At 72.4% G+C, this 24,473-nt stretch carries 21 protein-coding genes; 14 read left to right on the forward strand and 7 right to left on the reverse strand.

The genetic code is table 11. The features are described from left to right. Positions 1-29 precede the first annotated feature (29 nt). Positions 30-899 carry a polysaccharide deacetylase family protein gene (locus QWM81_RS00260; RefSeq protein WP_290109275.1) on the forward strand — a complete coding sequence of 290 codons (870 nt, stop codon included), beginning with the start codon at positions 30-32 and terminating at the stop codon, positions 897-899. Positions 900-968: 69 nt separating this feature from the next. Further along, the gene (locus tag QWM81_RS00265; protein ID WP_290109276.1) at positions 969-2,003 is read left to right on the forward strand and encodes an aldo/keto reductase; all 1,035 of its coding nucleotides are present in this window, start codon (positions 969-971) and stop codon (positions 2,001-2,003) included. Here QWM81_RS00265 and QWM81_RS00270 read toward each other — a convergent pair. After that, positions 2,000-2,191 (reverse strand): hypothetical protein, encoded by a 192-nt coding sequence (locus QWM81_RS00270; protein ID WP_290109278.1) that lies wholly within the window; start codon positions 2,189-2,191, stop codon positions 2,000-2,002. The two genes, QWM81_RS00265 and QWM81_RS00270, sit on opposite strands and share 4 nt — an antisense overlap. 68 nt (positions 2,192-2,259) lie before the next feature. Next, positions 2,260-2,937, reverse strand: a complete 678-nt coding sequence (locus QWM81_RS00275; protein ID WP_290109279.1) for an AIM24 family protein — start codon at positions 2,935-2,937, stop codon at positions 2,260-2,262. Between QWM81_RS00275 and QWM81_RS00280 the strand changes: the two genes are divergently transcribed. The 5 genes from QWM81_RS00280 (at position 2,906) to QWM81_RS00300 (ending at position 7,847) form a co-directional block, all read left to right on the forward strand. After that, positions 2,906-3,679 (forward strand): peptidyl-tRNA hydrolase, encoded by a 774-nt coding sequence (locus QWM81_RS00280; protein ID WP_435372294.1) that lies wholly within the window; start codon positions 2,906-2,908, stop codon positions 3,677-3,679. The genes QWM81_RS00275 and QWM81_RS00280 overlap by 32 nt on opposite strands. 66 nt (positions 3,680-3,745) lie before the next feature. After that, positions 3,746-4,510: a DUF4142 domain-containing protein gene (locus QWM81_RS00285; RefSeq protein WP_290109281.1), complete on the forward strand. Its 765-nt coding sequence runs from the start codon at positions 3,746-3,748 to the stop codon at positions 4,508-4,510. A gap of 142 nt (positions 4,511-4,652) precedes the next feature. Further along, complete coding sequence (locus tag QWM81_RS00290; protein ID WP_290109282.1) at positions 4,653-6,023, forward strand: MbnB/TglH/ChrH family RiPP precursor modification enzyme; 1,371 nt, start codon at positions 4,653-4,655, stop codon at positions 6,021-6,023. 6 nt (positions 6,024-6,029) lie between these two features. Beyond that, complete coding sequence (locus tag QWM81_RS00295; RefSeq protein ID WP_290109283.1) at positions 6,030-7,025, forward strand: TIGR04222 domain-containing membrane protein; 996 nt, start codon at positions 6,030-6,032, stop codon at positions 7,023-7,025. Between the two features lie 63 nt (positions 7,026-7,088). Further along, complete coding sequence (locus QWM81_RS00300; RefSeq protein WP_290109284.1) at positions 7,089-7,847, forward strand: TIGR04222 domain-containing membrane protein; 759 nt, start codon at positions 7,089-7,091, stop codon at positions 7,845-7,847. A 140-nt stretch (positions 7,848-7,987) separates the two neighbouring features. On the opposite strand, the gene hemQ is transcribed toward QWM81_RS00300, so the two are convergent. Both hemQ and hemG read right to left on the reverse strand, forming a co-directional pair. Next, positions 7,988-8,701, reverse strand: coding sequence for a hydrogen peroxide-dependent heme synthase (gene hemQ / locus QWM81_RS00305; RefSeq protein WP_290109286.1), 714 nt, complete (start codon positions 8,699-8,701; stop codon positions 7,988-7,990). 4 nt (positions 8,702-8,705) lie between these two features. Beyond that, positions 8,706-10,151 (reverse strand): protoporphyrinogen oxidase, encoded by a 1,446-nt coding sequence (gene hemG / locus QWM81_RS00310; protein ID WP_290109287.1) that lies wholly within the window; start codon positions 10,149-10,151, stop codon positions 8,706-8,708. A gap of 145 nt (positions 10,152-10,296) precedes the next feature. Between hemG and QWM81_RS00315 the strand changes: the two genes are divergently transcribed. Together QWM81_RS00315 and QWM81_RS00320 are read left to right on the forward strand one after the other, a co-directional pair. Continuing rightward, positions 10,297-11,211 (forward strand): DUF4349 domain-containing protein, encoded by a 915-nt coding sequence (locus QWM81_RS00315; protein ID WP_290109288.1) that lies wholly within the window; start codon positions 10,297-10,299, stop codon positions 11,209-11,211. A 10-nt stretch (positions 11,212-11,221) separates the two neighbouring features. Next, positions 11,222-12,616, forward strand: coding sequence for an FAD-dependent oxidoreductase (locus tag QWM81_RS00320; protein WP_290109289.1), 1,395 nt, complete (start codon positions 11,222-11,224; stop codon positions 12,614-12,616). Here the strand turns inward: QWM81_RS00320 and hemE are convergent. Beyond that, complete coding sequence (gene hemE, locus QWM81_RS00325) at positions 12,613-13,677, reverse strand: uroporphyrinogen decarboxylase (protein WP_290109290.1); 1,065 nt, start codon at positions 13,675-13,677, stop codon at positions 12,613-12,615. The genes QWM81_RS00320 and hemE overlap by 4 nt on opposite strands. Positions 13,678-13,768: 91 nt before the next feature. Between hemE and QWM81_RS00330 the strand changes: the two genes are divergently transcribed. The 5 genes from QWM81_RS00330 (at position 13,769) to QWM81_RS00350 (ending at position 20,704) form a co-directional block, all read left to right on the forward strand. Next, positions 13,769-14,446 carry a DUF3000 domain-containing protein gene (locus QWM81_RS00330; RefSeq protein WP_290109291.1) on the forward strand — a complete coding sequence of 226 codons (678 nt, stop codon included), beginning with the start codon at positions 13,769-13,771 and terminating at the stop codon, positions 14,444-14,446. A gap of 683 nt (positions 14,447-15,129) precedes the next feature. Further along, positions 15,130-15,792 carry a helix-turn-helix transcriptional regulator gene (locus QWM81_RS00335; RefSeq protein ID WP_290109292.1) on the forward strand — a complete coding sequence of 221 codons (663 nt, stop codon included), beginning with the start codon at positions 15,130-15,132 and terminating at the stop codon, positions 15,790-15,792. 78 nt (positions 15,793-15,870) lie between these two features. Beyond that, complete coding sequence (locus tag QWM81_RS00340) at positions 15,871-17,160, forward strand: HRDC domain-containing protein (protein ID WP_290109293.1); 1,290 nt, start codon at positions 15,871-15,873, stop codon at positions 17,158-17,160. A 191-nt stretch (positions 17,161-17,351) separates the two neighbouring features. After that, positions 17,352-18,578: a thiolase family protein gene (locus tag QWM81_RS00345; protein ID WP_290109294.1), complete on the forward strand. Its 1,227-nt coding sequence runs from the start codon at positions 17,352-17,354 to the stop codon at positions 18,576-18,578. Next, a complete protein-coding gene (locus QWM81_RS00350) occupies positions 18,575-20,704 on the forward strand; it encodes a 3-hydroxyacyl-CoA dehydrogenase NAD-binding domain-containing protein (RefSeq protein WP_290109295.1) in 2,130 nt (709 codons plus the stop codon). Before QWM81_RS00345 ends, QWM81_RS00350 begins: the two co-directional genes overlap by 4 nt. Positions 20,705-20,870: 166 nt before the next feature. Here QWM81_RS00350 and recQ read toward each other — a convergent pair whose 3' ends face one another. Together recQ and QWM81_RS00360 are read right to left on the reverse strand one after the other, a co-directional pair. Continuing rightward, a complete protein-coding gene (gene recQ / locus QWM81_RS00355; RefSeq protein ID WP_290109296.1) occupies positions 20,871-22,718 on the reverse strand; it encodes a DNA helicase RecQ in 1,848 nt (615 codons plus the stop codon). Positions 22,719-22,796: 78 nt separating this feature from the next. After that, positions 22,797-24,323 (reverse strand): amino acid permease, encoded by a 1,527-nt coding sequence (locus QWM81_RS00360; protein WP_290109297.1) that lies wholly within the window; start codon positions 24,321-24,323, stop codon positions 22,797-22,799. Between the last annotated feature and the right edge of the window lie 150 nt (positions 24,324-24,473).

Consider the following 24,473-nt stretch of genomic DNA (forward strand, 5'->3'; position numbering starts at 1 on the left):
ACGGAAGCAGATGGACACTTTACGACCCGATGATCATATATTTTCCGTGCGTGACTACTTTTGTACAGAAAGTATCGGCCTCGGTCGCTTTGTGCTCCGCACTCGTCGGCTGCGGCGGTTCCTCCGGCACGCGCCCGGCCGCACCCGAGGAGCCGCCCGCCGTGGCGAGCCTCTCCCCCGCCCGGCTGCCACCGACCATGGCGCCCGGCCCCGGCGGGCTCACGCCCGTGTTCGAGCGGGGCCCCGCGACGGCGGACAAGACCGTGGCGCTCACCTTCGACGCCGACATGACCGCCGATCAGGGCCCCCGGGCGGCGAGCGGCGAGCGGTTCGACAACCCCGCGCTGATCGACACGCTCCGGCGCCTGAAGGTCGACGCGACCGTCTTCATGACCGGCCGCTGGGCGGAGGAGTACCCCGACCAGGCGAGGGCCATCGGCAACGACCCGCGCTTCGAGGTCGCCAACCACTCCTACAGCCACCACGCCTTCAAGGCCCCCTGCTACGGGCTGCCCGCCCTCGGCCGGCAGGGCATGGCCGCCGACGTACGCCGCGCGTTCGACGCGTTCCGCACGGTCGGCGTCCGCAACGTCGTGCCGTACTTCCGCTTCCCCGGGGGCTGTTACGACGACGACGCGCTGCGCGCGCTGGCCGCCGCCAAGGTGACGGCCGTGCAATGGGACGTGGTCGGCGGCGACGCCTTCGCCACCGACGCCGACGCGGTCGCCGAGCAGGTCCTGACGGGCGTACGGCCCGGCTCGCTGGTGGTGCTGCACTGCACCCGCAGCGCCGCTCCCGTCACCGAGCAGGCGATCCGCCGCGTCGTCCCGGAGCTGCGCGAGCGCGGCTACCGCTTCGTCAAGGTCTCGGAGCTGATGGCCGCCGCGCGTGGCACGTAAGAACGCACTTGCCTTGCGGTGCGCTCCACCCCCTAACGTCACGCGTACGACCTGACGAGGGGAGACACCGTGCGGTACACACTGTTCGGCCGGACCGGTCTGCGCGTGAGCGAGCTCGCGCTGGGCGCCATGACCATGGGAGGCGGCGGCGACGAGAAGGTGAGCGGCCGCGTCCTCGACATGTACGCGGACGCGGGCGGCAACTTCGTCGACACGGCCGACATCTACGGCGGCGGCGCCTCCGAAACCGTCCTGGGCACGCTGCTCGACGGCCGCCGGGACCGGTTCGTCCTGGCCTCCAAGTACACGTGCGCGACCCGCGAGGGCGATGTGAACTCCGGCGGCAACCACCGCAAGAACCTCGTGCAGTCGGTGGAGGCGAGCCTCACCCGGCTGCGCACCGACCGCCTCGACGTGCTGTGGGTGCACGCGCGGGACGAGTTCACCCCGGTCGAGGAGGTCATGCGCGCACTGGACGATCTCGTACGCGCCGGAAAGGTGCTCTACCTCGGTGTGTCCGACTGGCCCGCCTGGGAGATCGCCCAGGCGAACACCCTCGCCGAGCTGCGCGGCTGGACCGGCTTCGCCGGTTCGCAGCTGCGCTACAACCTGCTGGAGCGCACGCCCGAGCGCGAGCTGCTGCCGCAGGCCCGCGCCTTCGACCAGGCCGTCATGGCGTGGGCCCCGCTCGCCGCCGGCAAGCTCACCGGCAAGTACCGGCGCGGTGAGACGGGCCGGCTCTCCGACGGGGCCCGGGAGGACGACCGGGAGACCGAGGTCATCACCGCCGTCCTGGAGATCGCCGAGCAGGGCGGCTGGAGCCCGGCCCAGGTGGCGCTGGCCTGGCTGCGCGGCCGCCCCGGCAACATCGTCCCCCTCATCGGCGCCACCCGCCCCGACCAGCTCGCCGACAACCTCGCCTGCCTCGGCGTGGAGCTGGACGCCGAGGCCGTCGAGCGGCTCGACCGCGTGAGCGCCGTACCGCTCGGCTTCCCGCACGACTTCCTGCGGGAGCCGGCCGTCCTGCGCAACGTCTACGGCGACCGCCGCGCGGACATCGACGACCGGCGCACCTGGCGCGCGTCCCGGTCGGCCCGTGGCTAGCCGGAGCAGGCGGTGCGCTCCGCCTCCCGCCACTCGCAGACCGGGCAGAGCGTGATGCCCTTGGTCGACTCCGGGTACTCGGTCGGCTCCTGGCACAGGACACACGCGGCGTACGGCGGTCCGCCCTCGGGCTCCGCCGTGGCCGGCGTCTCGCAGGAGGAGCCGTCCCTGTCGTGCGTGCCGTCCATGTATACGAGCGTACTCACTCCCGTACGGCAGTGAGCCCCGCCGCCATGGCGGCCGGTGCGTGGCGGGTTCAGCCCTGCTTGGCCTTCTCGGGGGTGAGCTCGCTGGGCCGTACGATCACGAAGCCCTCACCCTGGAGCATCAGCTGCACGGCCTCGCCCGAGCCGCCGCGGATCATCGAGCCGAGCGACTGGGAGCGGTGCAGGGAGGTGTTCAGCTGGGCGCTCCAGCCGACGACGGCGTCGGTGTCGACGTACACCGGCTGGTGCGTGGTGACCGGGATGACGATGGGGTTGCCGTCGCAGACCACGGCCAGCTTGCCGTAGCCGGTGAAGACGCTGTTGAAGAGGCCACCGCCGGTCATGCCGGCGCCCTTCACGGTCTTGATGTCGTACGAGAGGGTGGCGTCGAAGCACAGCACGTTGCGGCCGTTGATGGTGAGCGCGTCGCCCTGCTCGATGTCGACGATGAAGCAGTTCTGGGCCTCGTGCGCGAACCACGCCTCGCCCTGGCCGCGCACGGCCATGAGCGGCAGGCCCTCGCTGGTGACGGCTCGCTTGAGCATGCCGCCCAGGCCCTGCCCCTTGCGCTCGAACTGGAGGTTGCCGCGGAAAGCGATCATCGAGCCCTGCCGGGCGTGCATCTCGCCGTTGACGGCGTACTTCACCGACTTGGCGTTCTGAAGGGTCATACCGGGGACCGTCGCCTGCTGCGCCATGTTCTCGGACGCGAAAAGATCGCTCTTCATACGCGCATCGTGTCCCGGAACCCTCCATTCCGCCAAGAACGGGCTTTCGGCCGCCTGGCACACTTGCGGGGTGAGCAGCAGCAACGACACACCCGAGTTCGCCCTCCCGCTCGTCGTACGCGTCGAGAAGACCGAGCCCCCGGCCCGTACCGACGCCTTGGAGACCGCCGCACGCGCCGTCCTGGTGATGCTCTGCGACGACCGGTCACTCGGCGAGGGGGAATGGGCGCGGGCCATGCGCGACTGGCAGGACGCGCGCATCCGCAAGGTGGTGCGGCGGGCGCGCGGCGCCGAGTGGCGCAAGGCCTCGCGGCTGCCAGGGATCACGGTCACGGGCAAGACGGCGGAGGTACGGGTCTTCCCGCCCGTCCCCCTCGACGGCTGGCCCAAGGAACTGGCGAAACTCCAGGTGTCGGGGACCGAGCTGGACGACACCGGCGAGCTGCCGCCGCCCGCGCCGGGGCAGGCGCTGCTGTGGCTCAACCCGGACCTCCCCATGTCGACCGGCAAGGAGATGGCCCAGGTCGGCCACGGAGCGCAGCTGCTGTGGTGGGCGATGACGGACGCGGACCGCAAGGCCTGGCGGGAGGCCGGTTTCCCCCTCGCGGTACGCACCGCCGACCCCGCCCGGTGGGCCCGACTCACCACCAGTGACCTGCCGTTGGTGCGGGACGCGGGCTTCACGGAGATCGCTCCCGGCTCGTGCACGGTGGTCTCCGACTTTCCCGTACGGGGCGACTGAACGTTCGAGCACCGGTATACGTACCTCCCAGTACTGCCATCAGTTCGGGAGGGCACCACCTTGTTGTTGCGACGCATCAACGGCACGGCACTCATCATCGCGGCCCTGGTCGCCACGGTCGGGGCGCTCGCGTTCCCCGTCTGGTCGTACGCCGACCGCTCCGGCACCGGTGAGGCGAACCTCAACGCCTCGACCGTGGCCACCCAGTGGGGCCCGCTGTCCGCGACGGACCGGGACTTCCTGGTGAAGGTCCGGCTGGCCGGGCTCTGGGAGCTGCCGGCCGGCCAGCAGGCGATCGAGCGGGCACCGAGCCAGGCCATCAGGGACGCCGGTGACCATCTGGTCGTCGGCCACACGGACCTGGACCAGCGTGCCCGTGACGTGGCGGCGAAGCTGGGCGTGGAGCTGCCGAACCAGCCGACCGAGCAGCAGCAGGGCTGGCTGCGCGAGCTGTCGGCGGCGAGCGGCGAGGAGTACGACCGCAAGTTCGCCAACCTGCTGCGCAACGCGCACGGCAAGGTCTTCGCGCTGGTGGCCCAGGTGCGGCACACCACCCGCAACACGCTGATACGGCAGCTGGCGACCGACGCCAACCAGACGGTGCTGGACCACATCACGATGCTGGAAGCGACCGGGATGGTCGACTTCGACGCGATCGCCAACGAGGCGGCGGGCCGCGCCACCGCCAGCCCGTCCGGCCCGCCACCGCCCAACGGCAACCTGCCGCCGGCGCCCACACCGGCCGTGCCGACGGGGTCGGACCAGTCGTTCACGTCCCTGCCCTCGACGCAGCCGGGGCCGCCGACCGCCATCAACACGACTCGTCCGTAACGACGGCCCGCGACCTCGGCCAACACGGCGGCCCAAAACGGCGGCCCGTAAGCTCAAATCAAGCTCTGAACAGGTCTTCTCCTGGATTGACGGCCCCGCCGCGGGGCCATCACCCCTCCGACCGACGCAGGAGGAGGGGGACATGGCGAAGCCAGGGCTGGGGATCGGGATCGGCTGGCGTCCGGAGATGGCGGACGCGGTGGAGGGGCTGCCCGGCGTGGACTGGGTGGAGGTGGTCGCGGAGAACATCTGCGTCGGCCACCTCCCCGACTCCCTGCTGCGGTTGCGCGAGCGGGGCGTCACCGTCGTCCCGCACGGCGTGTCGCTGGGGCTGGGCGGCGCGGACCGGCCGGATGCCGGGCGGCTGGCGGAGCTGGCGGCGAAGGCCACGGCCCTGGGGGCGCCGCTGGTTACCGAGCACATGGCGTTCGTACGGGCCGGCGGGCCGCTCACCGCGTCACCGGCGCTGGAGGCGGGCCATCTGCTGCCGGTTCCGCGCACCTGGGACGCGCTGGAGGTGCTGTGCGAGAACGTCCGCATCGCGCAGGACGCGCTGCCGGTGCCGTTGGCGCTGGAGAACATCGCGGCGTTGATCTCCTGGCCCGGCGAGGAACTGACGGAGGGTCAGTTCCTGGCGGAGCTGGTGGAGCGCACGGGCGTACGGCTGCTGATCGACGTGGCCAACCTGCACACCAACCACGTCAACCGGGGCGAGGACCCGTCGAAGGCGCTGGCCGAACTGCCCGTCGAGGCGATCGCGTACGTCCATGTGGCGGGCGGTGTCGAACGGGACGGTGTCTGGCACGACACGCACGCGCACCCGGTTCCGCGGCCGGTGCTGGACATCCTGTCGGACCTCGCCGCGCGGGTGACCCCGCCGGGTGTACTGCTGGAGCGGGACGACGACTTCCCGCCGGCGGAGGAACTGGCGGCGGAGCTGACGGCGATACGGAAGACGGTGGCCCGCACCGGCACGGGGACGGGGACGGGGAAAGGCACAGGCACCGGGACAGGCACGGGAACGGGGACAGGCACGGGCACGGGTGAGCGGGGTGCCGCCCCGGCACCCCGGCGCCGGACGGGGGAGGTGGACCGGGCGGTGCGGGAGCGGGTCGGCATCGGGCAGACCGCGCTGTTGTCGGCGCTCGTCGCGGGGACGCCCGCGCCCGAGGGGTTCGACCACGCGCGGCTGCGGGTGCAGGGCCGGGCGCTGGTCGCCAAGCGGGCGGGCGTGGTGGCCAAGGTCGCGCCCGAACTCTCCGGAATCCTCGGCGGCGGATACCGCGCCGCCTTCGTCTCGTACGCCACCACCCGCCCCATGCGCGGCGGCTACCGGCGCGACGCGCTCGACTTCGCCGAGCACCTGCTGATCGCCGGGCAGCCCTCCGACCCCGTCGCACGGCGGCGGCTCACGCGCTGGTGGGAGGAGCGCGCCGGGGCGCGGCCGCCCGGCCGGGCCCCCCGTCTGGTGCGCGCTGCCCGCGCTGCCCGCGCCGTCCTGGCCGGGAGGTGATCCGGGATGAACATCGTCGCCTTCCTGCTGTACGCCGCCGTCGCCGTCTCCTCCGTGCTGCTCATCACCGGGGTCGTCGCCGCGCGGCGCGGCTCGGCCGGTCCGGTTCACGACCGGGCTGAGGCCGCGTTCCTGAACGGCGGGCCCGGCCGGGTCGTGGACGCCGCCCTCGCCTCGCTGCACGCGGACGGCCGGGTGGCCGTCGGCGGCCCCGGCATCGTCTCCGTCCTGCGCCCCGTCGCCCACGACCCCATCGAGCGCGCCGTGCTGCACGAGCTGGCCGCCGCGCCGAGCGGCGCGCTGCACACGGTGCGGCTCGCCGCGATGCGCAACCCCGCCGTCCAGGAGGCCGGCGACGCGCTCGCCGCGCGAGGGCTGCTGGTGCCGCGGGCGACCCGGCGGACATGGCGGCGGTGGAGCGTGAGCCAGGGGGTGACCTGTCTCGCGCTGTTCTTCGCCTCGATCGTCGCGACGGTCGCCGAGGTGGTGGGGTACCCGTTCGATGACACGCCCGTCCCGTTCATCGCCAAGGTGGCGCCGGCGCTGTTCGTGGGCGGGGTCGTCGCGATCGTCTGCGGCAGCCTCGCGTCCGGCCGGGTCACCCGGGCGGGCCGCCGGGCGGTCACCGCGTACGGCAGGGAGCACGCCCATTTCGCCGACCCCGGGCACCTGGTCGCGCTGCACGGGCTGCGTGCGCTGCCGGACCCGGTGCTGCGGGAGCAGCTGGTCACCGCGGCCCGGTACCCCCACCACCACCCGTACCAGCCGCAGGCGAGCGGAAGCGCGGCCACGACCGCTGCCGTGGTGGTGTGGTGCGCGGGCAGCGATCCGGGCGGGGGCGGATCGGGCTGCGGGAGCGGCTGCGGAGGCCGCTCGGGCGGCGGCAGCGGCGGGGGTTCCGGCTGTGGCGGCGGGGGCGGAGCCAGTTGCGGCGGCGGAGGCTCCAGCTGCGGCGGGGGCGGGGGCGGGGGCGGCTCCAGTTGCGGCGGCGGCGGGTCATGACAGGCGTCCGCATCGTGAGAAACCCGTGGCGTCCCGCCCCGGGCGTGGCGTAGAACTCCGGCCATGCTCTGGGTCCCCTTCCTGCTGGTGACATGGGCCGCGGCGGCCGTCAGCTGCGCCCGGCTGTGCCGGGCGGCCGTCGAAGCCGCCCGCCCGGTGCCCCTGAGCCGCGCGGTGCGGGACCGTGAACTCACCCTGTACGAGGCGGCGTTCCTGGCCGGCGGCCCGCTCAGGGTCGCCGACCTGACCCTGGTGTCGATGCACCGGCGCGGACGGCTGCTGCTCGCCCACACCGGCTGGGCGACCGTCGTGGACCCGGAGGGCGGGGACGAGCTGGAGCGTTCCGTGATCGGCGCGATAGGCCCCGGGGGTCAGTCGCGGATAGCGGCGGTGCGGGCCACCGCCTCGGCCGCCCACGCGGTACGGGCGCTCGCCGACCGCCTCGTCGGGGCGGGGCTCGCCGTGCCCGACGCCGTCCGGTCCGGCCTCGTCGCCGCGCTGCGGGCCGTGCGCCGCTCAGCCTTGCTCACCGTCGCGCTGGCGGCGGTCACGGTGCTCCTGCTGCCCGCCGAGCACACGCCCGGCGCCCACGGCATGGCCTGGTTCGCGCTCCCGCTCGTGCTGACCGTGGGGTGCCTCGTCATCGCGCGCGTCGAGGTCCACCCGTACACGCGCTGGGCATCACCCGCGGGGCAGAGCCTGCTGAGGAGGGTGCGCCCGTGCGACCCGCTGGCCGCCGTAGCGATCGGCGGCGTCCACGCCCTCGACGACCCGGCGCTGCGGGCGGCCCTGACCAACCGGCTCGCCAAAGAGGGTCACTGACCCTGGCAAAGACGCCGGAAAAGACGCCGGTGCGGCGCGCGTCACGCGCGCCGCACCCGGAGCCGGACCCGGTGTCGCTGGAGCGGCGGGCGCAGCCGCCCGCCCTCTGATCTTCCGGGTCGAAGGGTGGGGGCCGGGCGTTACGCCAGACCCGCCACCAGGTCCGCGACCGACTTGCGGCGGCCGGTGAAGAACGGGACCTCTTCGCGTACGTGCCGGCGTGCCTCGGAGGCGCGCAGGTGACGCATCAGGTCGACGATGCGGTACAGCTCGTCCGCCTCGAAGGCCAGCAGCCACTCGTAGTCGCCCAGCGAGAACGAGGCGACCGTGTTGGCGCGCACGTCCGGGAAGCCGCGGGCCATCTTGCCGTGGTCCGCGAGCATCCGCCGCCGGTCCTCGTCGGGCAGCAGGTACCAGTCGTAGGAGCGCACGAAGGGGTACACCGAGACGTAGTCGCGCGGCGTCTCGTCGGCGAGGAAGGCCGGGATGTGCGACCGGTTGAACTCGGCGGGGCGGTGCAGCGCCATGTTGGACCACACCGGCTCCAGGGCGCGGCCCAGCTTGGTGCGGCGGAAGAGGTTGTACGCCTCCTGGAGCGCGTCCGAGGTCTCGGCGTGCCACCAGATCATCAGGTCGGCATCGGCGCGCAGACCGGACACGTCGTACGTGCCGCGCACGGTGATGTCCTTGGCGGCGAGCTGGTCGAACAGCTCCTGGACCTCGTCGGCGTAGCCGGTCCGGTCCTCGGGCAGGACGTCGCGCAGCTTGAAGACGGACCACAGGGTGTAGCGGATGACCTCGTTGAGGTCCTTCGCCTTCTTACCGGCGTTCGGGATCTTTTCGGGCGCACTCATAGGGCTATTCTCGCTCGTCACTCAGGGTGCCGTGCGCCAGGGTCGGCGTGGCGAGGATCTCGTCCGCCGCGCGGCGGGCGCTCGCCACGCACGCGGGGATGCCGACGCCGTCGTACACCGCCCCGCAGACCCGCAGGGCGGGCAGCTTGGCGACGGCGTCGCGGACGCGGGCGACGCGGGCGAGGTGGCCGACCGGGTACTGCGGCAGGCCGCCGATCCACCGGGTGACCTCGGTGGCGACGGGCCTGGCGGACAGCCCGGTCGCGGCGGCGAGGTCCGCCAGGGATACGGAGACGAGGTCGGCGTCCTCGCGGTGCAGGTGCTCCTCCTCGCCGTACCGGCCTACGGAGGTCCGCAGCACGAACAGGTCGCCGGAACCTTCGCCGGTCCACGCCCACTTCCGCGACGAGAAGGTGGACGCCTTGATGGTGCGGCCATCGACGGGCGGGACGAGGAACCCGGAACCGGCGGGCAGCGCTCCTTCCACGTCGCGGCGCCGGAAGGCGAGGGTGACCAGGGCCATCGATGCGTACTCGACGGCGGCGAGCTCGGCGGCGGCGGCCGGGGATTCGGCGGCGAGCAGCTCGGAGGCGGACCAGGCGGGGGTCGCGACGATCACGGCGTCGGCGTGGATGACGCGCTCGCCGGTACGGATGTGCCAGTCGGCCGCGCCGCGCGTGAGGGCGTGGACGGGCGTGTCGGTGAGGATCTGGCCGCCGTGGGAGGTGATGGCGGCGGCGACCGCGCCGGGGAGCGTGCCGATGCCGCCCGCGATGCCCATGAAGGCGGGCCCGGTCCGCTGCGCGGCCTTGCTCTGGACGGCGCGGACGGCCTCGGTCAGCGTGCCGTGGGCGCGGGCGGCGTCGAAGAGTGCGGGGACCGAGGCACGCATCGAGATCCGATACGCGTCGCCCGCGTACACGCCACCCAGCAGGGGTTCCACCAGCCGGTCGACGACCTCGCGGCCGAAGCGGTCGGCGACGTACCGGCCGATGGCGATGTCGTCGCCGAGGGCGGCGGCCTCGGCGGGGGGCAGGTCCCGCTCCTGCTCGGCGCGGGCGAGGCCCTCGGCGGACAGCAGGCCGGCCAGCGCGGCAGCGTCGCCGGGGACGCCCATCACATGCCCCTTGGGCATCGGGCGGAGCGCGTCGCGGGTCCACACGGCGGCGGTGGCCGTGGCGGGCTGCTGGAGCCGCTCGCCGAGCCCCACGGCCCGGGCCAGCTCGACCGCTTCGGGGCGGCGCGCGAGCATCGACTCGGCGCCGAGGTCGACGGGGACGCCCTCGATCTCCCCCGCCCGCAGCTTGCCCCCGAGCCGGGTGGTGGCCTCCAGCAGGGTCACCCGCCGCCCGGCGGTGACCAGCCGGTGAGCGGCCGCCAGCCCGGCGATCCCGCCCCCGATGACGACGACATGGCCGCCCTTGGGTGTCTCCCCTGTGTCCGCGTTCATGACCCCACTGTCTCAAACGCCTCTGACACACCGTTCCGAGTCCCGACCGTGACCGGTTCGTGAGCCGTGGACCGGCAACCGGCCCCCTCCCCCGTACGTCCAAGAGGCACAGCACACACCATTCGCCATCCGGTCCGGGGGGATCATGCGCGTACGTCATCACAGGTTCGCGGCCGTACTGCTGCTGGCCGCCTCGCTCGGGCTCGCCGGGTGCGGCGCGTCGGACGACGGCTCGGGCGCCGGGCACGACAAGGCCGTCAGCAGCGCCAGGGCCGACACGGGGTACACGGCGGACAGGCCCGCCGAGGGCGCGAAGGGCGCCCCGGCCCCCACCGCACCGCCGAAACAGCCCCAGCATGTGATCCGTACCGCCGAGCTCTCCGTCGAGGTCGGCGACGCCATGACGGCGCTGACGAAGGCCCGTACGGTCGCCGAGAGCGCGGGTGGCCATGTCGCCGACGAGACGACCGAGCGCGTCGACGCCGACCACGTGACCTCGCGGATCGTGCTGCGCGTGCCGCAGTCCGCGTACGACTCGGCGCTGAAGGAGCTGGCGGGCGCCGGGAAACTGCTTTCGCGCAAGGCGGCGGCCAAGGACGTCACCGACCAGGTCGTCGACGTGGAGAGCCGGATCGCCACGCAGCGGGCGAGCGTCGCGCGGGTGCGGGAGCTGATGGACCGGGCGACGGAACTGAGCGATGTGGTCACCCTGGAAGGGCAGTTGAGCAGCCGCCAGGCGGACTTGGAGTCGCTCCTGGCGCAGCAGGCCGCACTGAAGGACCGTACGACGATGGCGACGATCACGCTGCGCCTCAGCGAGCCGGACAATCCCGCCGAGGAGCGGGGTGATGACGGCCCCGGCTTCGCGGACGCGCTGAGCGGCGGTTGGAACGCGCTGGTGACGGCAGGCACATGGACCGCGATCGTGCTGCTCGCGGTCGCGCCGTGGGCGGCGGTGTTCCTCATGGCGTACGCCGGGTGGCGGTGGCTGGTGCGGCCGTGGCTGGCGAAGCGTACGAGCTTCGCGGACGTCGCGGAGTCGGACACCGCCTCGTCGTAGCGTGTCCCGCATGGGACAGCTGGGACGAGAACGACTGGTGATCATCGGTGGGGACGCGACGGGGATGTCGGCCGCGTCCCAGGCCCGGCGGCTGAAGGGCCCCGACGAGCTGGAGATCGTGGCCTTCGAGCGCGGGCACTTCACCTCGTACTCGGCGTGCGGCATTCCGTACTGGGTCGGGGGTGACGTCGACGGGCCGGACCAGCTGATCGCGCGTACGCCCGAGGAGCACCGGGAGCGCGGTATCGATCTGCGGCTGCGCACGGAGGTGACCGAACTCGACGTGGACGGCGGTCGCGTACGCGTACGGGACCTGGAGTCGGGCGCCGAGTCGTGGACGGGCTACGACAAGCTGGTGATCGCGACGGGCGCCCGCCCGGTGCGGCCGCCGCTGCCGGGCATCGACGCGGTGGGCGTGCACGGGGTACAGACGCTGGACGACGGGCAGGCACTGCTGTCCACGCTGACCGCGCTGAACGGCACGCCGGGGCGGCGCGCGGTGGTCGTGGGCGCCGGGTACATCGGCGTGGAGATGGCGGAGGCGCTGCTGAACCGCGGCTACGAGGTGACCGTCCTCAACCGGGGCGAGCAGCCGATGTCGACGCTCGACCCGGACATGGGGCGGCTGGTGCACGAGGCGATGGACGGCCTCGGCATCACGACGGTCGGCGGCGCGAACGTCACCACGATCCTCACGGGGGACGGTGGCCGGGTGCGGGCAGTGGCGACGGAGGACGCCGAGTACCCGGCGGACGTCGTCGTCCTGGGCATGGGCGTGGAACCCGAGACGTCCCTGGCGCGCGCGGCGGGCCTGCCGCTCGGTGAGTACGGCGGGCTGCTGACCGACCTGTCGATGCGGGTGCGGGGGCGGGAGAACATCTGGGCGGGCGGCGACTGCGTCGAGGTCCTGGACCTCGTCTCGGGCCGCGAGCGGCACATCCCGCTCGGCACGCACGCCAACAAGCACGGCCAGGTCATCGGCTCCAACGTGGGCGGCGGGTACGGCACGTTCCCTGGCGCGGTCGGCACGGCGGTCAGCAAGGTGTGCTCACTGGAGATCGCCCGCACCGGCCTGCGGGAGCGGGACGCGCTCGCGGTCGGGCTCCGCTTCGTGGCGGTGACGATCGAGTCCACGAGCCGCGCCGGCTACTACCCGGGCGCGGCCCCGATGACGGTCAAGATGCTCGCGGAGCTGCGCACGGGCCGGCTGCTGGGCGCCCAGATCGTGGGCCGCGAGGGCGCGGCGAAGCGCGTGGACATCGCGGCGGTGGCCCTGACGGCCGGTATGACGGTCGAGCAGATCACCGCCCTGGACCTGGGCTACGCCCCGCCCTTCTCCCCGGTCTGGGACCCGGTCCAGGTCGCGGCCCGCAAGGCGGTGGCGGCGGTGCGCAGCGCCGGTTAACGGGCCGTCCGCGTGTGGACGTACTCGACCAGGCGGGTCAGGGCGTCCGGGTCGGTGGTCGGCAGGACGCCGTGGCCCAGGTTGAAGACATGTCCCTCCAGGCCGGCCGCGGCGTCCAGCACCTCGCGGGTCTTGGTCTCGATCGCCTCGGGGGTGGAGAAGAGGACCGCCGGGTCCAGGTTGCCCTGGAGCGCCTTGCCGGGGCCGACGCGGCGGGCCGCCTCGTCCAGCGGGACGCGCCAGTCGACGCCGACCACGTCGGCGCCCGCCTCGCCCATGAGGCGGAGCAGTTCGCCCGTACCGACGCCGAAGTGGATGCGCGGTACGCCGTACGACGCGACCGCGTCGAACACCTTCGCCGAGGCGGGCATCACGGACCGGCGGTAGTCGACGGGGGTCAGGGCGCCGACCCAGGAGTCGAAGAGCTGGACCGCGGAGGCGCCGGCCTCGATCTGGACCTTCAGGAACGTGGCGGTGATGTCGGCGAGGCGGTCCAGCAGGTCCGCCCACAGCTCGGGGTCGCCGTACATGAGCGCCTTGGTGTGCTCGTGGTTGCGGGACGGGCCGCCCTCCACCAGGTAACTCGCGAGGGTGAACGGCGCGCCCGCGAAGCCGATCAGCGGAGTGGCGCCGAGCTCACCGGTGAGCATGCCGATGGCCTCGGTGACGTAACCGATGTCCTCGGGGGTGAGGTCGCGCAGCCGCTCCAGGTCCTGGCGGCGGCGGATCGGTTCGGCGACGACGGGGCCGACGCCCGGCTTGATGTCGAGGTCGATGCCGATGGCCTTGAGCGGTACGACGATGTCGCTGAAGTAGATCGCGGCGTCGACCTTGTGCCGCCGCACGGGCTGCAGAGTGATCTCGGTGACCAGCTCGGGCCGCATGCAGGACTCCAGCATGGGGATGCCTTCGCGCACCTTCAGGTACTCGGGCAGCGAGCGTCCCGCCTGCCGCATGAACCAGACGGGCGTGTGCGGTACGGGCTCGCGCCTGCACGCCTTCAGGAACGCGGAGTCGTAGGTCTTCGGCTGCTGGCCCGAGGGGCGGTCGTTGGCACTCACGCACCGAATCTTCGCATGTGCGGGCAAGCGGCTGGCGCGGTGAGGGTGTCTCTCCCTGCGCGAGGCCGTCCTTCCGCCTACTCTTCCCCGCATGGCTGCGGCTCAGGGACAGTTCTCCGATCACTCCGAAGACGCCGAAGGAACGACCGACAGGGAGGATACGCCCGTCCCGTCCGCCTTCCGGCTGGCGGTGGACGCGTTGCGCGCGGCGCGGCTGCGGCCGGAGATCGAGATCGACCCGACCCGCCCGCCGCAGCGGCTCGCCCCGTACGCGTACGCGCTGGAGGCGGCGGTCGTCGAGGGCGACGAGGACCTCGCGGACGGCCGTCTCGTGCTGCTGCACGACCCGGCCGGTCACGAGGCGTGGCAGGGCACCTTCCGGCTGGTGACACTGGTCCGGGCGGAGCTGGAGCCCGAGATGGCCGCCGACCCGCTGCTGCCGGAGGTGTCCTGGTCCTGGCTGACCGGCGCGCTGGAGGCGCGCGGCCTTCCGTACGGGGAGGCGAGCGGGACCGTCACCCGTGCGGGGTCTCACTACTTCGGTGGACTCGCGGAGCGCCGTCCGGCGACCCAGATCGAGATCCGTGCGTCATGGACACCCCACGAGAGCCGGGCCGGGGTGCCGGACACGGCGGCGCACCTGGCGGCCTGGTGCGACCTGCTGTGCCAGATCGCGGGCCTGCCCCCCTCGGCCCCGGGCCCCCTGGACCCGGGAACCACAGCAGGCGTCGTCTCCCTCCCCCAACGCCGAGGCCCCCAACACCCATAGGGCTGCCACAGCCATCCACCGGCCGGCAGACGGCGTACGACAGGGGTGGCGCCGTGCAGGGTCGTCCCCGCAGAGGCCGGCGGCGACAGCACGGCTCCCACCACGGGACCCAAGGCCGCCTGCGTCGAGGAGACGAGCCCGGAGGGGCTGCACCCCCACCCACCGGCAGACACCGCCGCGCGGCACCGCGCCAGGAGGCACCGGGACAAGCACCGCCCCGTCCCGTCGTGCCCACCCGTTCCGCCCTGCGGAACGACTGCCCACAACGGGGCCCGCTGGGTGGGCGTCAAGGCGACGCCTCGCCGCCCGCCGGGCGCGCCGTGGCGGGGGCGTCGAGCGCGTAGGCTGCGGCGCCTGCCCGGCGGCCCCTGCCCTGCGGCGCCGGCGCGGGCACGCCGAACAGCTACCGCACATGGCCTCCGGAGGCGCCGGGCATGGCCCGCAGGCACCGCGCACGGAGCCCGCGCGCCCCGCCCGCGCCGGGCGTACCCCGCCGCGCGGGATGGGGCGCTCGTAGGATGATCGATCGCCTGTCCGAATTGCCCTAATTGTTACTCACTAAATCGTGATCTTCCCCTAAAGGCGGGCCGTTGGGCTGCCGAAGAGGTCTGTGACCCTTCAAACACGGTTCGCCCGGCTTCTTCCCCGAGCCGGCTGTGTCCCGCACCTTCCCAGGAGGCCTGGTGTCCGTTCTCCTCGAGCAGCCCGCAAGCCTGGTCGCCTACCGCCCGAACAAGCCGACGGCCATGGTCGTCGTGGCCGACCCGCGCGTCCGTTCCACCGTCACCCGCCACCTGTGGGCCCTCGGAGTGCGTGACGTCATCGAGGCGTCGTCCATCGCGGAGGCCCGTCCCCGCGTCGGCAGCCCGCGCGACATCTGCGTTGCCGACGTCCACCTGCCCGACGGCTCCGGGCTCACCCTGCTGTCCGAGACCCGCGCCGCCGGCTGGCCCAACGGCCTCGCCCTTTCGGCGGCCGACGACATCGGCGCCGTACGCAACGCCCTCGCGGGCGGCGTCAAGGGCTATGTCGTCACCGGTACGCGCACCAACATCGGGCACCCGAGCCGACCCGGTGCCGCCCCCATCGGCGCCGCCGCCGCCCGCCTGCACCGTCGTCCCCCCGGCGCCCCGAGCCACGCGGGCGGCTACCGCGAGCTCTCCGGCCGGGAGGTAGAGGTGCTCCGGCTGGTCGCCGAGGGCCAGTCCAACAAGGCCATCGGCGTCTCGATGGGCCTGTCCGCCCTGACCGTCAAAAGCCACCTCGCCCGTATCGCCCGCAAGCTGGGCACCGGCGACCGCGCCGGAATGGTCGCCGTGGCACTTCGTACGGGAATCATCCACTGACCGGTTTACACCACATCCGCGCCCGTCGACGGAACGTTCCGTCGGCGGGCGCTTGCTGTTCACAGATACCCTTGACAGGTGACCGACGCCCAAGAGACCGCAGCCGAGACAGCACTGCGAACCACCGGGGGCGGCCCCCCGGACGACGGCGTCGCAGTCGACGGGACGCCGATCCCCTTGCTGGAGCCCCGTGAGGGCATCCCACCCGTGGTGGCCGACGAGCATGCCCTCGCCCAGGTGATCGCCGCGTTCGAGGCCGGCAGCGGCCCCGTGGCCGTCGACGCCGAGCGCGCGTCCGGCTACCGCTACGGCCAGCGGGCCTACCTGGTGCAGCTGCGCCGCGAAGGGGCGGGCTCCGCGCTCATCGACCCGGTGGGCTGCCCGGACCTCTCCGGCCTCGGGGAGGCCCTTTCCGGCGCGGAGTGGATCCTGCACGCCGCTACCCAGGACCTGCCGTGCCTGCGCGAGATAGGCATGGTCCCCACCCAGCTGTTCGACACCGAGCTGGCCGGGCGGCTCGCGGGCTTCCCGCGCGTGGGGCTGGGCGCGATGGTGGAGTCGGTGCTCGGGTACGCCCTGGAGAAGGGGCACTCCGCGGTGGACTGGTCCACCCGCCCGCTGCCCGAGCCCTGGCTCCGGTACGCCGCGCTGGATGTCGAGCTGCTCGTCGACCTGCGTGACGCACTGGAGAAGGAGCTCGACCGGCAGGGCAAGCTGGAGTGGGCGTACCAGGAGTTCGACGCGATCGCCGCGGCCCCGCCGCCCCCGCCCCGCAAGGACCCCTGGCGCCGTACGTCCGGGATGCACAAGGTCCGCCGGCGCCGCCAGATGGCCGTCGTACGCGAGCTGTGGACGGCCCGCGACCGGATCGCCCAGCGCCGTGACGTGTCGCCCGGCAAGGTGCTCAGCGACGCCGCGATCATCGAGGCCGCCCTCGCCCTGCCCCCCCATGTGCAGGCGCTGACCGCCCTGCCCGGCTTCGGGCACCGCATGGGGCGCCGCCAGCTGGAGCAGTGGCAGGCGGCGGTCGACCGGGCCAAGGCGCTGCCCGACGGCGAGCTGCCGCAGCCGGGCCAGCAGGTGGCGGGCCCGCCGCCGCCGCGCGCCTGGGCGGAGAAGGACCCGGCGGCCGCGGCGCGGCTGTCGGCCGCTCGTACGGCCATCTCGGCGCTCGCCGAGACGCTGAACCTGCCGCCGGAGAACCTGATCACCCCCGACACGGTGCGCCGGGTGTGCTGGGAGCCGCCCAAGGAGCCGACGCCGGAGGCGATCGCCGAGGCCCTCGCCGCGTACGGGGCGCGGCCCTGGCAGATCGAACAGGTCACGCCGGTACTGGTGGCGGCGCTCAGGGCCGCCACCCAGGCGTAGAAAACGGCACGGATGGGTGCCTCCTCTCCGGAGGGGGCACCCTTTGTCATGCGGTCACCGGATGTGACCTTCACCGCTCCCGGTGGGGGGACTGTGCAGTCTGGTTACTCGTAAGTAGCATGGGCCTTGCAAGCGCACGCTTAGCCGTGTGCCCGCAGCAGTGCCATCCCGCACCCTGGAGGAGAGCCATCGTGCCTCGTACCATCAGGGACGTCGTCTTCGTCGACGGCGTCCGCACCCCGTTCGGCAAGGCGGGCCCGAAGGGCATCTACCACGAGACCCGCGCCGACGATCTCGTCGTGAAGGCCATCCGGGAGCTGCTGCGCCGCAACCCGGCCCTGGACCCCGCGAAGATCGACGAGGTCGCGATCGCCGCCACCACGCAGATCGGCGACCAGGGCCTGACCCTGGGCCGTACGGCCGGCATCCTCGCGGGCCTCCCGCAGTCCGTGCCCGGTTACTCCATCGACCGCATGTGCGCCGGCGCGCTGACCGCCGTGACGTCGGTCGCCGGCTCGATCGCCTTCGGCGCGTACGACGCCGTCATCGCCGGTGGCGTCGAGCACATGGGCCGCCACCCGATGGGCGAGGGCGTGGACCCGAACCCGCGGTTCGTCAGCGAGAAGCTGGTCGACGAGTCGGCCCTGTTCATGGGCATGACCGCGGAGAACCTGCACGACCGCTACCCGCACATCACCAAGCAGCGCGCCGACGAGTACGCCGTGCGCTCGCAGGAGAAGGCCGCCAAGGCGTACGCCAACGGCAAGATCCAGCAGGACCTGGTGCCGATCTCCGTCCGCCGGACCAACCCGGAGGCGGGCGAGACCGGCTGGGGCCTGGTCACCGCCGACGAGCCGATGCGCCCGGGCACGACCCTGGAGAGCCTGGCCGGGCTGAAGACGCCGTTCCGTACGCACGGTCGCGTCACCGCCGGCAACGCCGCGGGCCTCAATGACGGTGCCACCGCCTCGATCATCGCGTCCGAGGACTTCGCCCGCGAGAACGGCCTGCCGGTCAAGATGCGCCTGGTCTCGTACGCCTTCGCCGGTGTCGAGCCGGAGGTCATGGGCTACGGCCCGATCCCCGCCACCGAGAAGGCGCTGGCCAAGGCCGGGCTGTCGATCGGGGACATCAACCTCTTCGAGATCAACGAGGCCTTCGCCGTCCAGGTCCTGGCCTTCCTCGACCACTACGGCATCGCCGACGACGACGCGCGCGTCAACCAGTACGGCGGCGCCATCGCCTTCGGCCACCCGCTGGCCTCGTCCGGCGTCCGTCTGATGACGCAGCTGGCGCGGCAGTTCGAGGAGCAGCCGGAGGTCCGCTACGGCCTCACCACCATGTGCGTCGGCTTCGGCATGGGCGCCACGGTCATCTGGGAGAACCCGCACCACAAGGACGCCGGAGGCGACAAGTGAGCACCACCGCTGAGCTGTTGAAGGGTGCGGCCGAGCTGTTCCCGGACGAGGTCGTCACCAGCGCCCACGTACGCCACTTCGACCTGCCCGCCGGCGCGGGCCGGTTCGCGCTGATCACACTCGACAACGGTTTCGACCACACCAAGCCGACCACCTTCGGCCCGCAGTCGCTCGCCAACCTCAACACGGCGATCGACCAGGTCGAGAAGGAGGCGTCCGAGGGCACGATCGTCGGTGTCGGCATCACGGGCAAGCCGTTCATCTTCGCCGTCGGCGCCGACCTCAAGGGCGTCGAGCTGCTGAAGCGCCACGAGGACGCGCTCGCCATCGGCAAGGGCGGCCACGACGTCTTCAAGCGGCTCTCGTCGCTGGCCGTGCCGACGTTCGCGTACTACAACGGCGCGGCGATGGGCGGCGGTGTCGAGGTCGGTCTGCACTGCACCTACCGCACCGTGTCCGCCGCCGTGCCGGCGTTCTCGCTGCCCGAGGTGTTCCTCGGTCTGGTCCCGGGCTGGGGCGGCTGCACGATCCTGCCCAACCTGATCGGCGCCGACCGCGCGGTCTCGGTCATCATCGAGAACTCGCTCAACCAGAACAAGCAGCTCAAGGGCGCGCAGGTCTACGAGCTCGGGATCGCCGACGCGATCTTCGAGGGCGCCGACTTCCTGGAGCAGTCGCTGATCTGGACGGCGTCCGTCCTCAAGGGTGAGCTCGCCGTCGAGCGTCCCGACGTGGACCGTGGCGAGGGCTGGGACGCCGCTGTGGCCCGCGGCCGGTTCATCGCGGACTCCAAGGTGCACGGCGCGGCCCCGGCCGCGTACCGCGCGCTCGACATCATCGAGGCGGCCAAGGACGGCGACCTCCAGAAGGGCTTCGACGCCGAGGACACCGCGCTCGCCGACCTGATCATGGGCGGCGAACTGCGGGCCGGCATCTACGCCTTCAACCTGGTGCAGAAGCGCGCCAAGCGCCCGGCGGGCGCGCCGGACAAGAGCCTGGCCCGCCCGGTCACCAAGGTCGGCGTCGTCGGCGCCGGTCTGATGGCCTCTCAGCTCGCGCTGCTGTTCCTGCGCCGTCTGGAGGTGCCGGTCGTCCTCACCGACATCGACCAGGAGCGCGTCGACAAGGGTGTGGGCTACGTCCACGCCGAGATCGACAAGCTGCTCGGCAAGGGGCGGATCAACCAGGACAAGGCCAACCGTCTCAAGGCCCTGGTGTCCGGCGTGCTGGACAAGGCCGAGGGCTTCGCGGACGCGGACTTCATCATCGAGGCCGTGTTCGAGGAGATGAGCGTCAAGCAGAAGGTGTTCGCGGAGGTCGAGGCCGTGGCCCCGGCGCACGCGATCCTCGCCACCAACACCTCGTCGCTGTCCGTGTCGGAGATGGCCTCCAAGCTCCAGCACCCGGAGCGGGTCGTCGGCTTCCACTTCTTCAACCCGGTCGCGATCCTCCCGCTGCTGGAGATCGTGCGCGGTGAGAAGACGGACGACGCGTCCCTGGCGACCGCGTTCGGTGTCGCGAAGAAGCTCAAGAAGACGGCCGTTCTGACGAAGGACGCCCCGGCGTTCGTCGTCAACCGCATCCTGACCCGCTTCATGGGCGAGATCCAGAACGTCATCGACGAGGGCACGCCGGTCGAGACCGCCGAGAAGGCCATCGAGCCGCTCGGTCTGCCGATGTCCCCGCTGGTGCTGCTGGAGCTGGTCGGCCCCGCGATCGGTCTGCACGTCTCGGAGACGCTCAACAAGGCGTTCCCGGACCGCTTCAAGGTCTCCCCGAACCTCAAGGCGGTCGTCGAGGCCGGCAAGCGCGGCTTCTACGTCTACGACTCGGGCAAGCCCGAGCTGGACCCGGAGGTCGCCGCGCTGCTGAAGCAGGGCGATGTCGTCCTGACGGAGGAGCAGGTCCGCGGGCGCGTCCTGGACGCGGTGGCGCAGGAGATCGGCCTGATGCTGGAGGAGGGTGTCGTCGCCGAGGCGCAGGACATCGACCTGTGCCTGATCACGGGCGCCGGCTGGCCCTTCCACCTGGGCGGCATCACGCCGTACCTGGACCGCGAGGGCGTCTCGGAGCGCGTCAACGGCAAGCGGTTTCTGCCGCAGGGCGTGGCGAGCGTCCCGGCGTAGCACGCCGAGTCGACCGTACGGGCCGCAGGGGGTACTCCCCCCTGCGGCCCGTCCCGCGTTTACGCGCGCGACGGGCCCCGCGCCGCCCGACGGCCCCCGCGGGCGGTCGGCCGGCCACGGACAGCACGGACATCCCGAGCCTCCGCGCGCGGGGCCGGCCGCGGGGTCAGGCCTCCGAGTCGGCGAGCGCGTCGAGGATCTGCTGCCCGTACTTGGCCAGCTTGTTCTCGCCCACGCCGCTGACACCGCCGAGTTCGGTGAGGGACGAGGGCGGGGCGGCGGCGATCTCGCGGAGCGTGGCGTCGTGGAAGATCACGTACGCGGGGACTTGCTGCTCCTTCGCGGCCGCCGCCCGCCAGGCCCGCAGCCGTTCGAACACCGGCACCGCCTGCTCGGGCAGATCGGCGGGCGCCGCGCGCTTGGACGTGCCCGCCCGGGCGGCCCTGACCGGGCGCTCCGGCTCACTGCGCAGCGGCACCTCGCGGCGCCCGCCCAGTACGTCGGCGGAGGCGTCGGTCAGGACGAGGGTGCCGTAGTCGCCCTCGACGGCGAGGAGGCCCTGGGCGAGGAGCTGGCGCACGACGCCGCGCCACTGGGACTCGTTCAGCTCGGCACCGATGCCGAAGACGCTGAGCGCGTCGTGGTCGAACTGGATGACCTTGGCCGTCTTCCGGCCGAGCAGGATGTCGATGATCTGCCCGGCGCCGAACTTCTGGTTCCGCTCCCGCTTGAGCCGTACGACGGTGGAGAGCAGCTTCTGGGCGGCGATCGTGCCGTCCCACGACTTCGGCGGCGTGAGGCAGGTGTCGCAGTTGCCGCAGGGGGCGGACTCCTGGCCGAAGTACGCCAGCAGACCGACCCGGCGGCACTCGACCGTCTCGCAGAGGGCCAGCATGGCGTCGAGGTGGGCGGCGAGCCTGCGGCGGTGCTCGGCGTCGCCCTCGCTGCCGTCGATCATCTTGCGCTGCTGGACGACGTCCTGAAGGCCGTACGCCAGCCAGGCCGTGGACGGCAGGCCGTCGCGCCCGGCGCGGCCGGTCTCCTGGTAGTAGCCCTCGACGGACTTCGGCAGGTCGAGATGGGCGACGAACCGTACGTCGGGCTTGTCGATGCCCATGCCGAACGCGATCGTCGCGACGACCACGAGCCCGTCCTCGCGCAGGAACCGGGACTGGTTCTCGGCGCGGGTGCGTGCGTCCAGACCCGCGTGGTACGGGACTGCGTCGATGCCGTTCTCCACCAGGAAGGCGGCGGTCTTCTCGACGGACGCCCGAGACAGGCAGTAGACGATGCCCGCGTCGCCGGGGTGTTCGCCGCGCAGCAGCTCCAGCAGCTGACGCTTGGGCTCGCTCTTGGGGACGATGCGGTACTGGATGTTGGGGCGGTCGAAGCTCGCCACGAAGTGCCGGGCGTCGTTCAGGTTCAGCCGGGCGGCGATCTCCGCGTGGGTGGTCGGGGTGGCGGTCGCCGTCAGGGCGATCCGGGGCACGTCGGGCCACCGCTCGTGGAGCGTGGAGAGCTGGAGGTAGTCGGGGCGGAAGTCGTGGCCCCACTGGGCCACACAGTGCGCCTCGTCGATGGCGAACAGCGAGATGGAGCCGCGCTGGAGCAGTTGGAGCGTGGACTCCACGCGCAACCGCTCGGGCGCCAGGTACAGCAGGTCCAGCTCACCGGCGGCGAACTCCGCCTCCACCAGCCGCCGCTCGTCGAGGTCCTGGGTGGAGTTGAGGAACCCGGCCCGCACGCCGAGCGCGCGCAGCGCGTCGACCTGGTCCTGCATCAGCGCGATCAGCGGCGAGATGACGACCCCGACGCCCTGGCGCACCAGCGCGGGGATCTGGTAGCACAGCGACTTGCCGCCACCGGTGGGCATGAGGACCAGGGCGTCACCGCCGCCCACCACGTGCTCGATGATCTCCCGCTGGGGTCCACGGAACGAGTCGTAGCCGAAGACCCGGCCCAGCACCCGTAGTGCCTCGTCGGCCGTCTGGTGGTCATCTCCGGGGGAAGTCATCCGGCGATTCTACGAGGGGCCGCCCCGAACGGCGCAAAACCGGTCGGGGCGGCACTCGTACGGGGACGGGGCGGCGCGTTATGGCGCCTTCGTGCCCATCGGCTCGGTGCGGCCGCCGAGGCGGCTGTGGGAGCGGCCGTACGCGAAGTACAGGACGATGCCGGCGGCCATCCAGATGGCGAACCGCAGCCAGGTCTCGGCGGGCAGGTTGAGCATCAGCCACAGGGAGGCGGCGACGGAGAGGATGGGCAGCCACGGCACGAGCGGTGTGCGGAAGGAGCGCGGCAGGTCGGGGCGGGTGCGGCGCAGGATGATCACGCCGAGGGCGACCACGACGAAGGCGAACAGGGTGCCGATGTTCACCAGCGTCGCCAGCTCGCTGATGCTGGTGAAGCCCGCGATGACGGCGATCAGCACGCCGAGCAGGACGGTGGCGCGGTACGGGGTCTTGAAGTGCGGGTGGACCCGGGAGAAGAAGCGGGGCAGCAGCCCGTCGCGGCTCATCGCGAAGAACACCCGGGTCTGGCCGAGCAGCAGGATCATGCAGACCGTGGTGAGGCCGACGGCGGCGCCGAAGCTGATGAAGCCCGCGTACCAGGGGTGCCCGGTGGCCTTGAAGGCGTCGGCGAGCGGGGCGTCCACGGACAGCCGGCTGTAGTGCTGCATACCGGTGACGACGATGGACACCGCCACGTACAGCAGCGTGCAGATGAAGAGGGAGCCGAGGATGCCGCGCGGCATGTCGCGCTGCGGGACGCGGGTCTCCTCGGCGGCCGTGGCCACGATGTCGAAGCCGATGAAGGCGAAGAAGACGACGGAGGCGGCCGTGAAGATGCCCATGACGCCGAAGTTGGTCGGCGCGTACCCGAAGAGCACCTGGACCAGCGGTGAGTCCAGGCCGGAGCCGGGGGGCACGGCGACGGGTTCGGGGATGAAGGGCTGGTAGTTGTCGGCGTTGATGAAGAAGGCGCCGGCGATGATGACGACGAGGACGACGGTCACCTTGATGATGACGACCACGGCGGTCACGCGGGCGGAGAGCTTCATGCCGAGGACGAGGATGGCGGTCAGTGCGAGGACCAGCAGGAACGCCAGCAGGTCGAACCCGAAGCCCCCGGTCTCGGTGGTGCCGGCGAGGGATTGCGGCAGGTGCCAGCCGACGTTGTCCATCAGGGACCGGACGTAGCCGGACCAGCCGACGGCGACCACCGCCGTACCGAGCGCGAACTCCAGGACGAGGTCCCAGCCGATGATCCAGGCGGGCAGTTCGCCGAGGGAGGCGTACGAGAAGGTGTACGCCGACCCGGCCACCGGCACGGTCGAGGCGAATTCGGCGTAGCACAGGGCGGCCAGCGCGCAGACGACGCCCGCGGCGACGAAGGCGAGCGCGGTCGCGGGGCCGGCGGTCTCCCTGGCCACCTTGCCGGTGAGGACGAAGATGCCGGTGCCGATGATGACACCGACACCGAAGACGGTGAGGTCGAGGGCGGAGAGGGACTTCTTGAGCGCGTGTTCCGGCTCTTCGGTGTCCCGGATCGACTCCTCGACCGTCTTGGTGCGGAACATCTTGTTCCGGCCGCCTGCCGGGTCTGTCTCTGTACTCACCGCATGCACCTCCGCGCTTGTCGTCCGGGCCATGATCGGGACGCAGGGCGGTCCACCGGTCCTCTTACGGGTGGTTTTCACGCGAATGGGCCGGAGGGACCACCCTTACAGGGTGACCCTCCGGCCCATGTCATACACGTGGCGTGAACT

Origin of the sequence: Streptomyces ficellus, assembly GCF_030406405.1 — a bacterium.
GTDB lineage: Bacteria > Actinomycetota > Actinomycetes > Streptomycetales > Streptomycetaceae > Streptomyces > Streptomyces ficellus_B.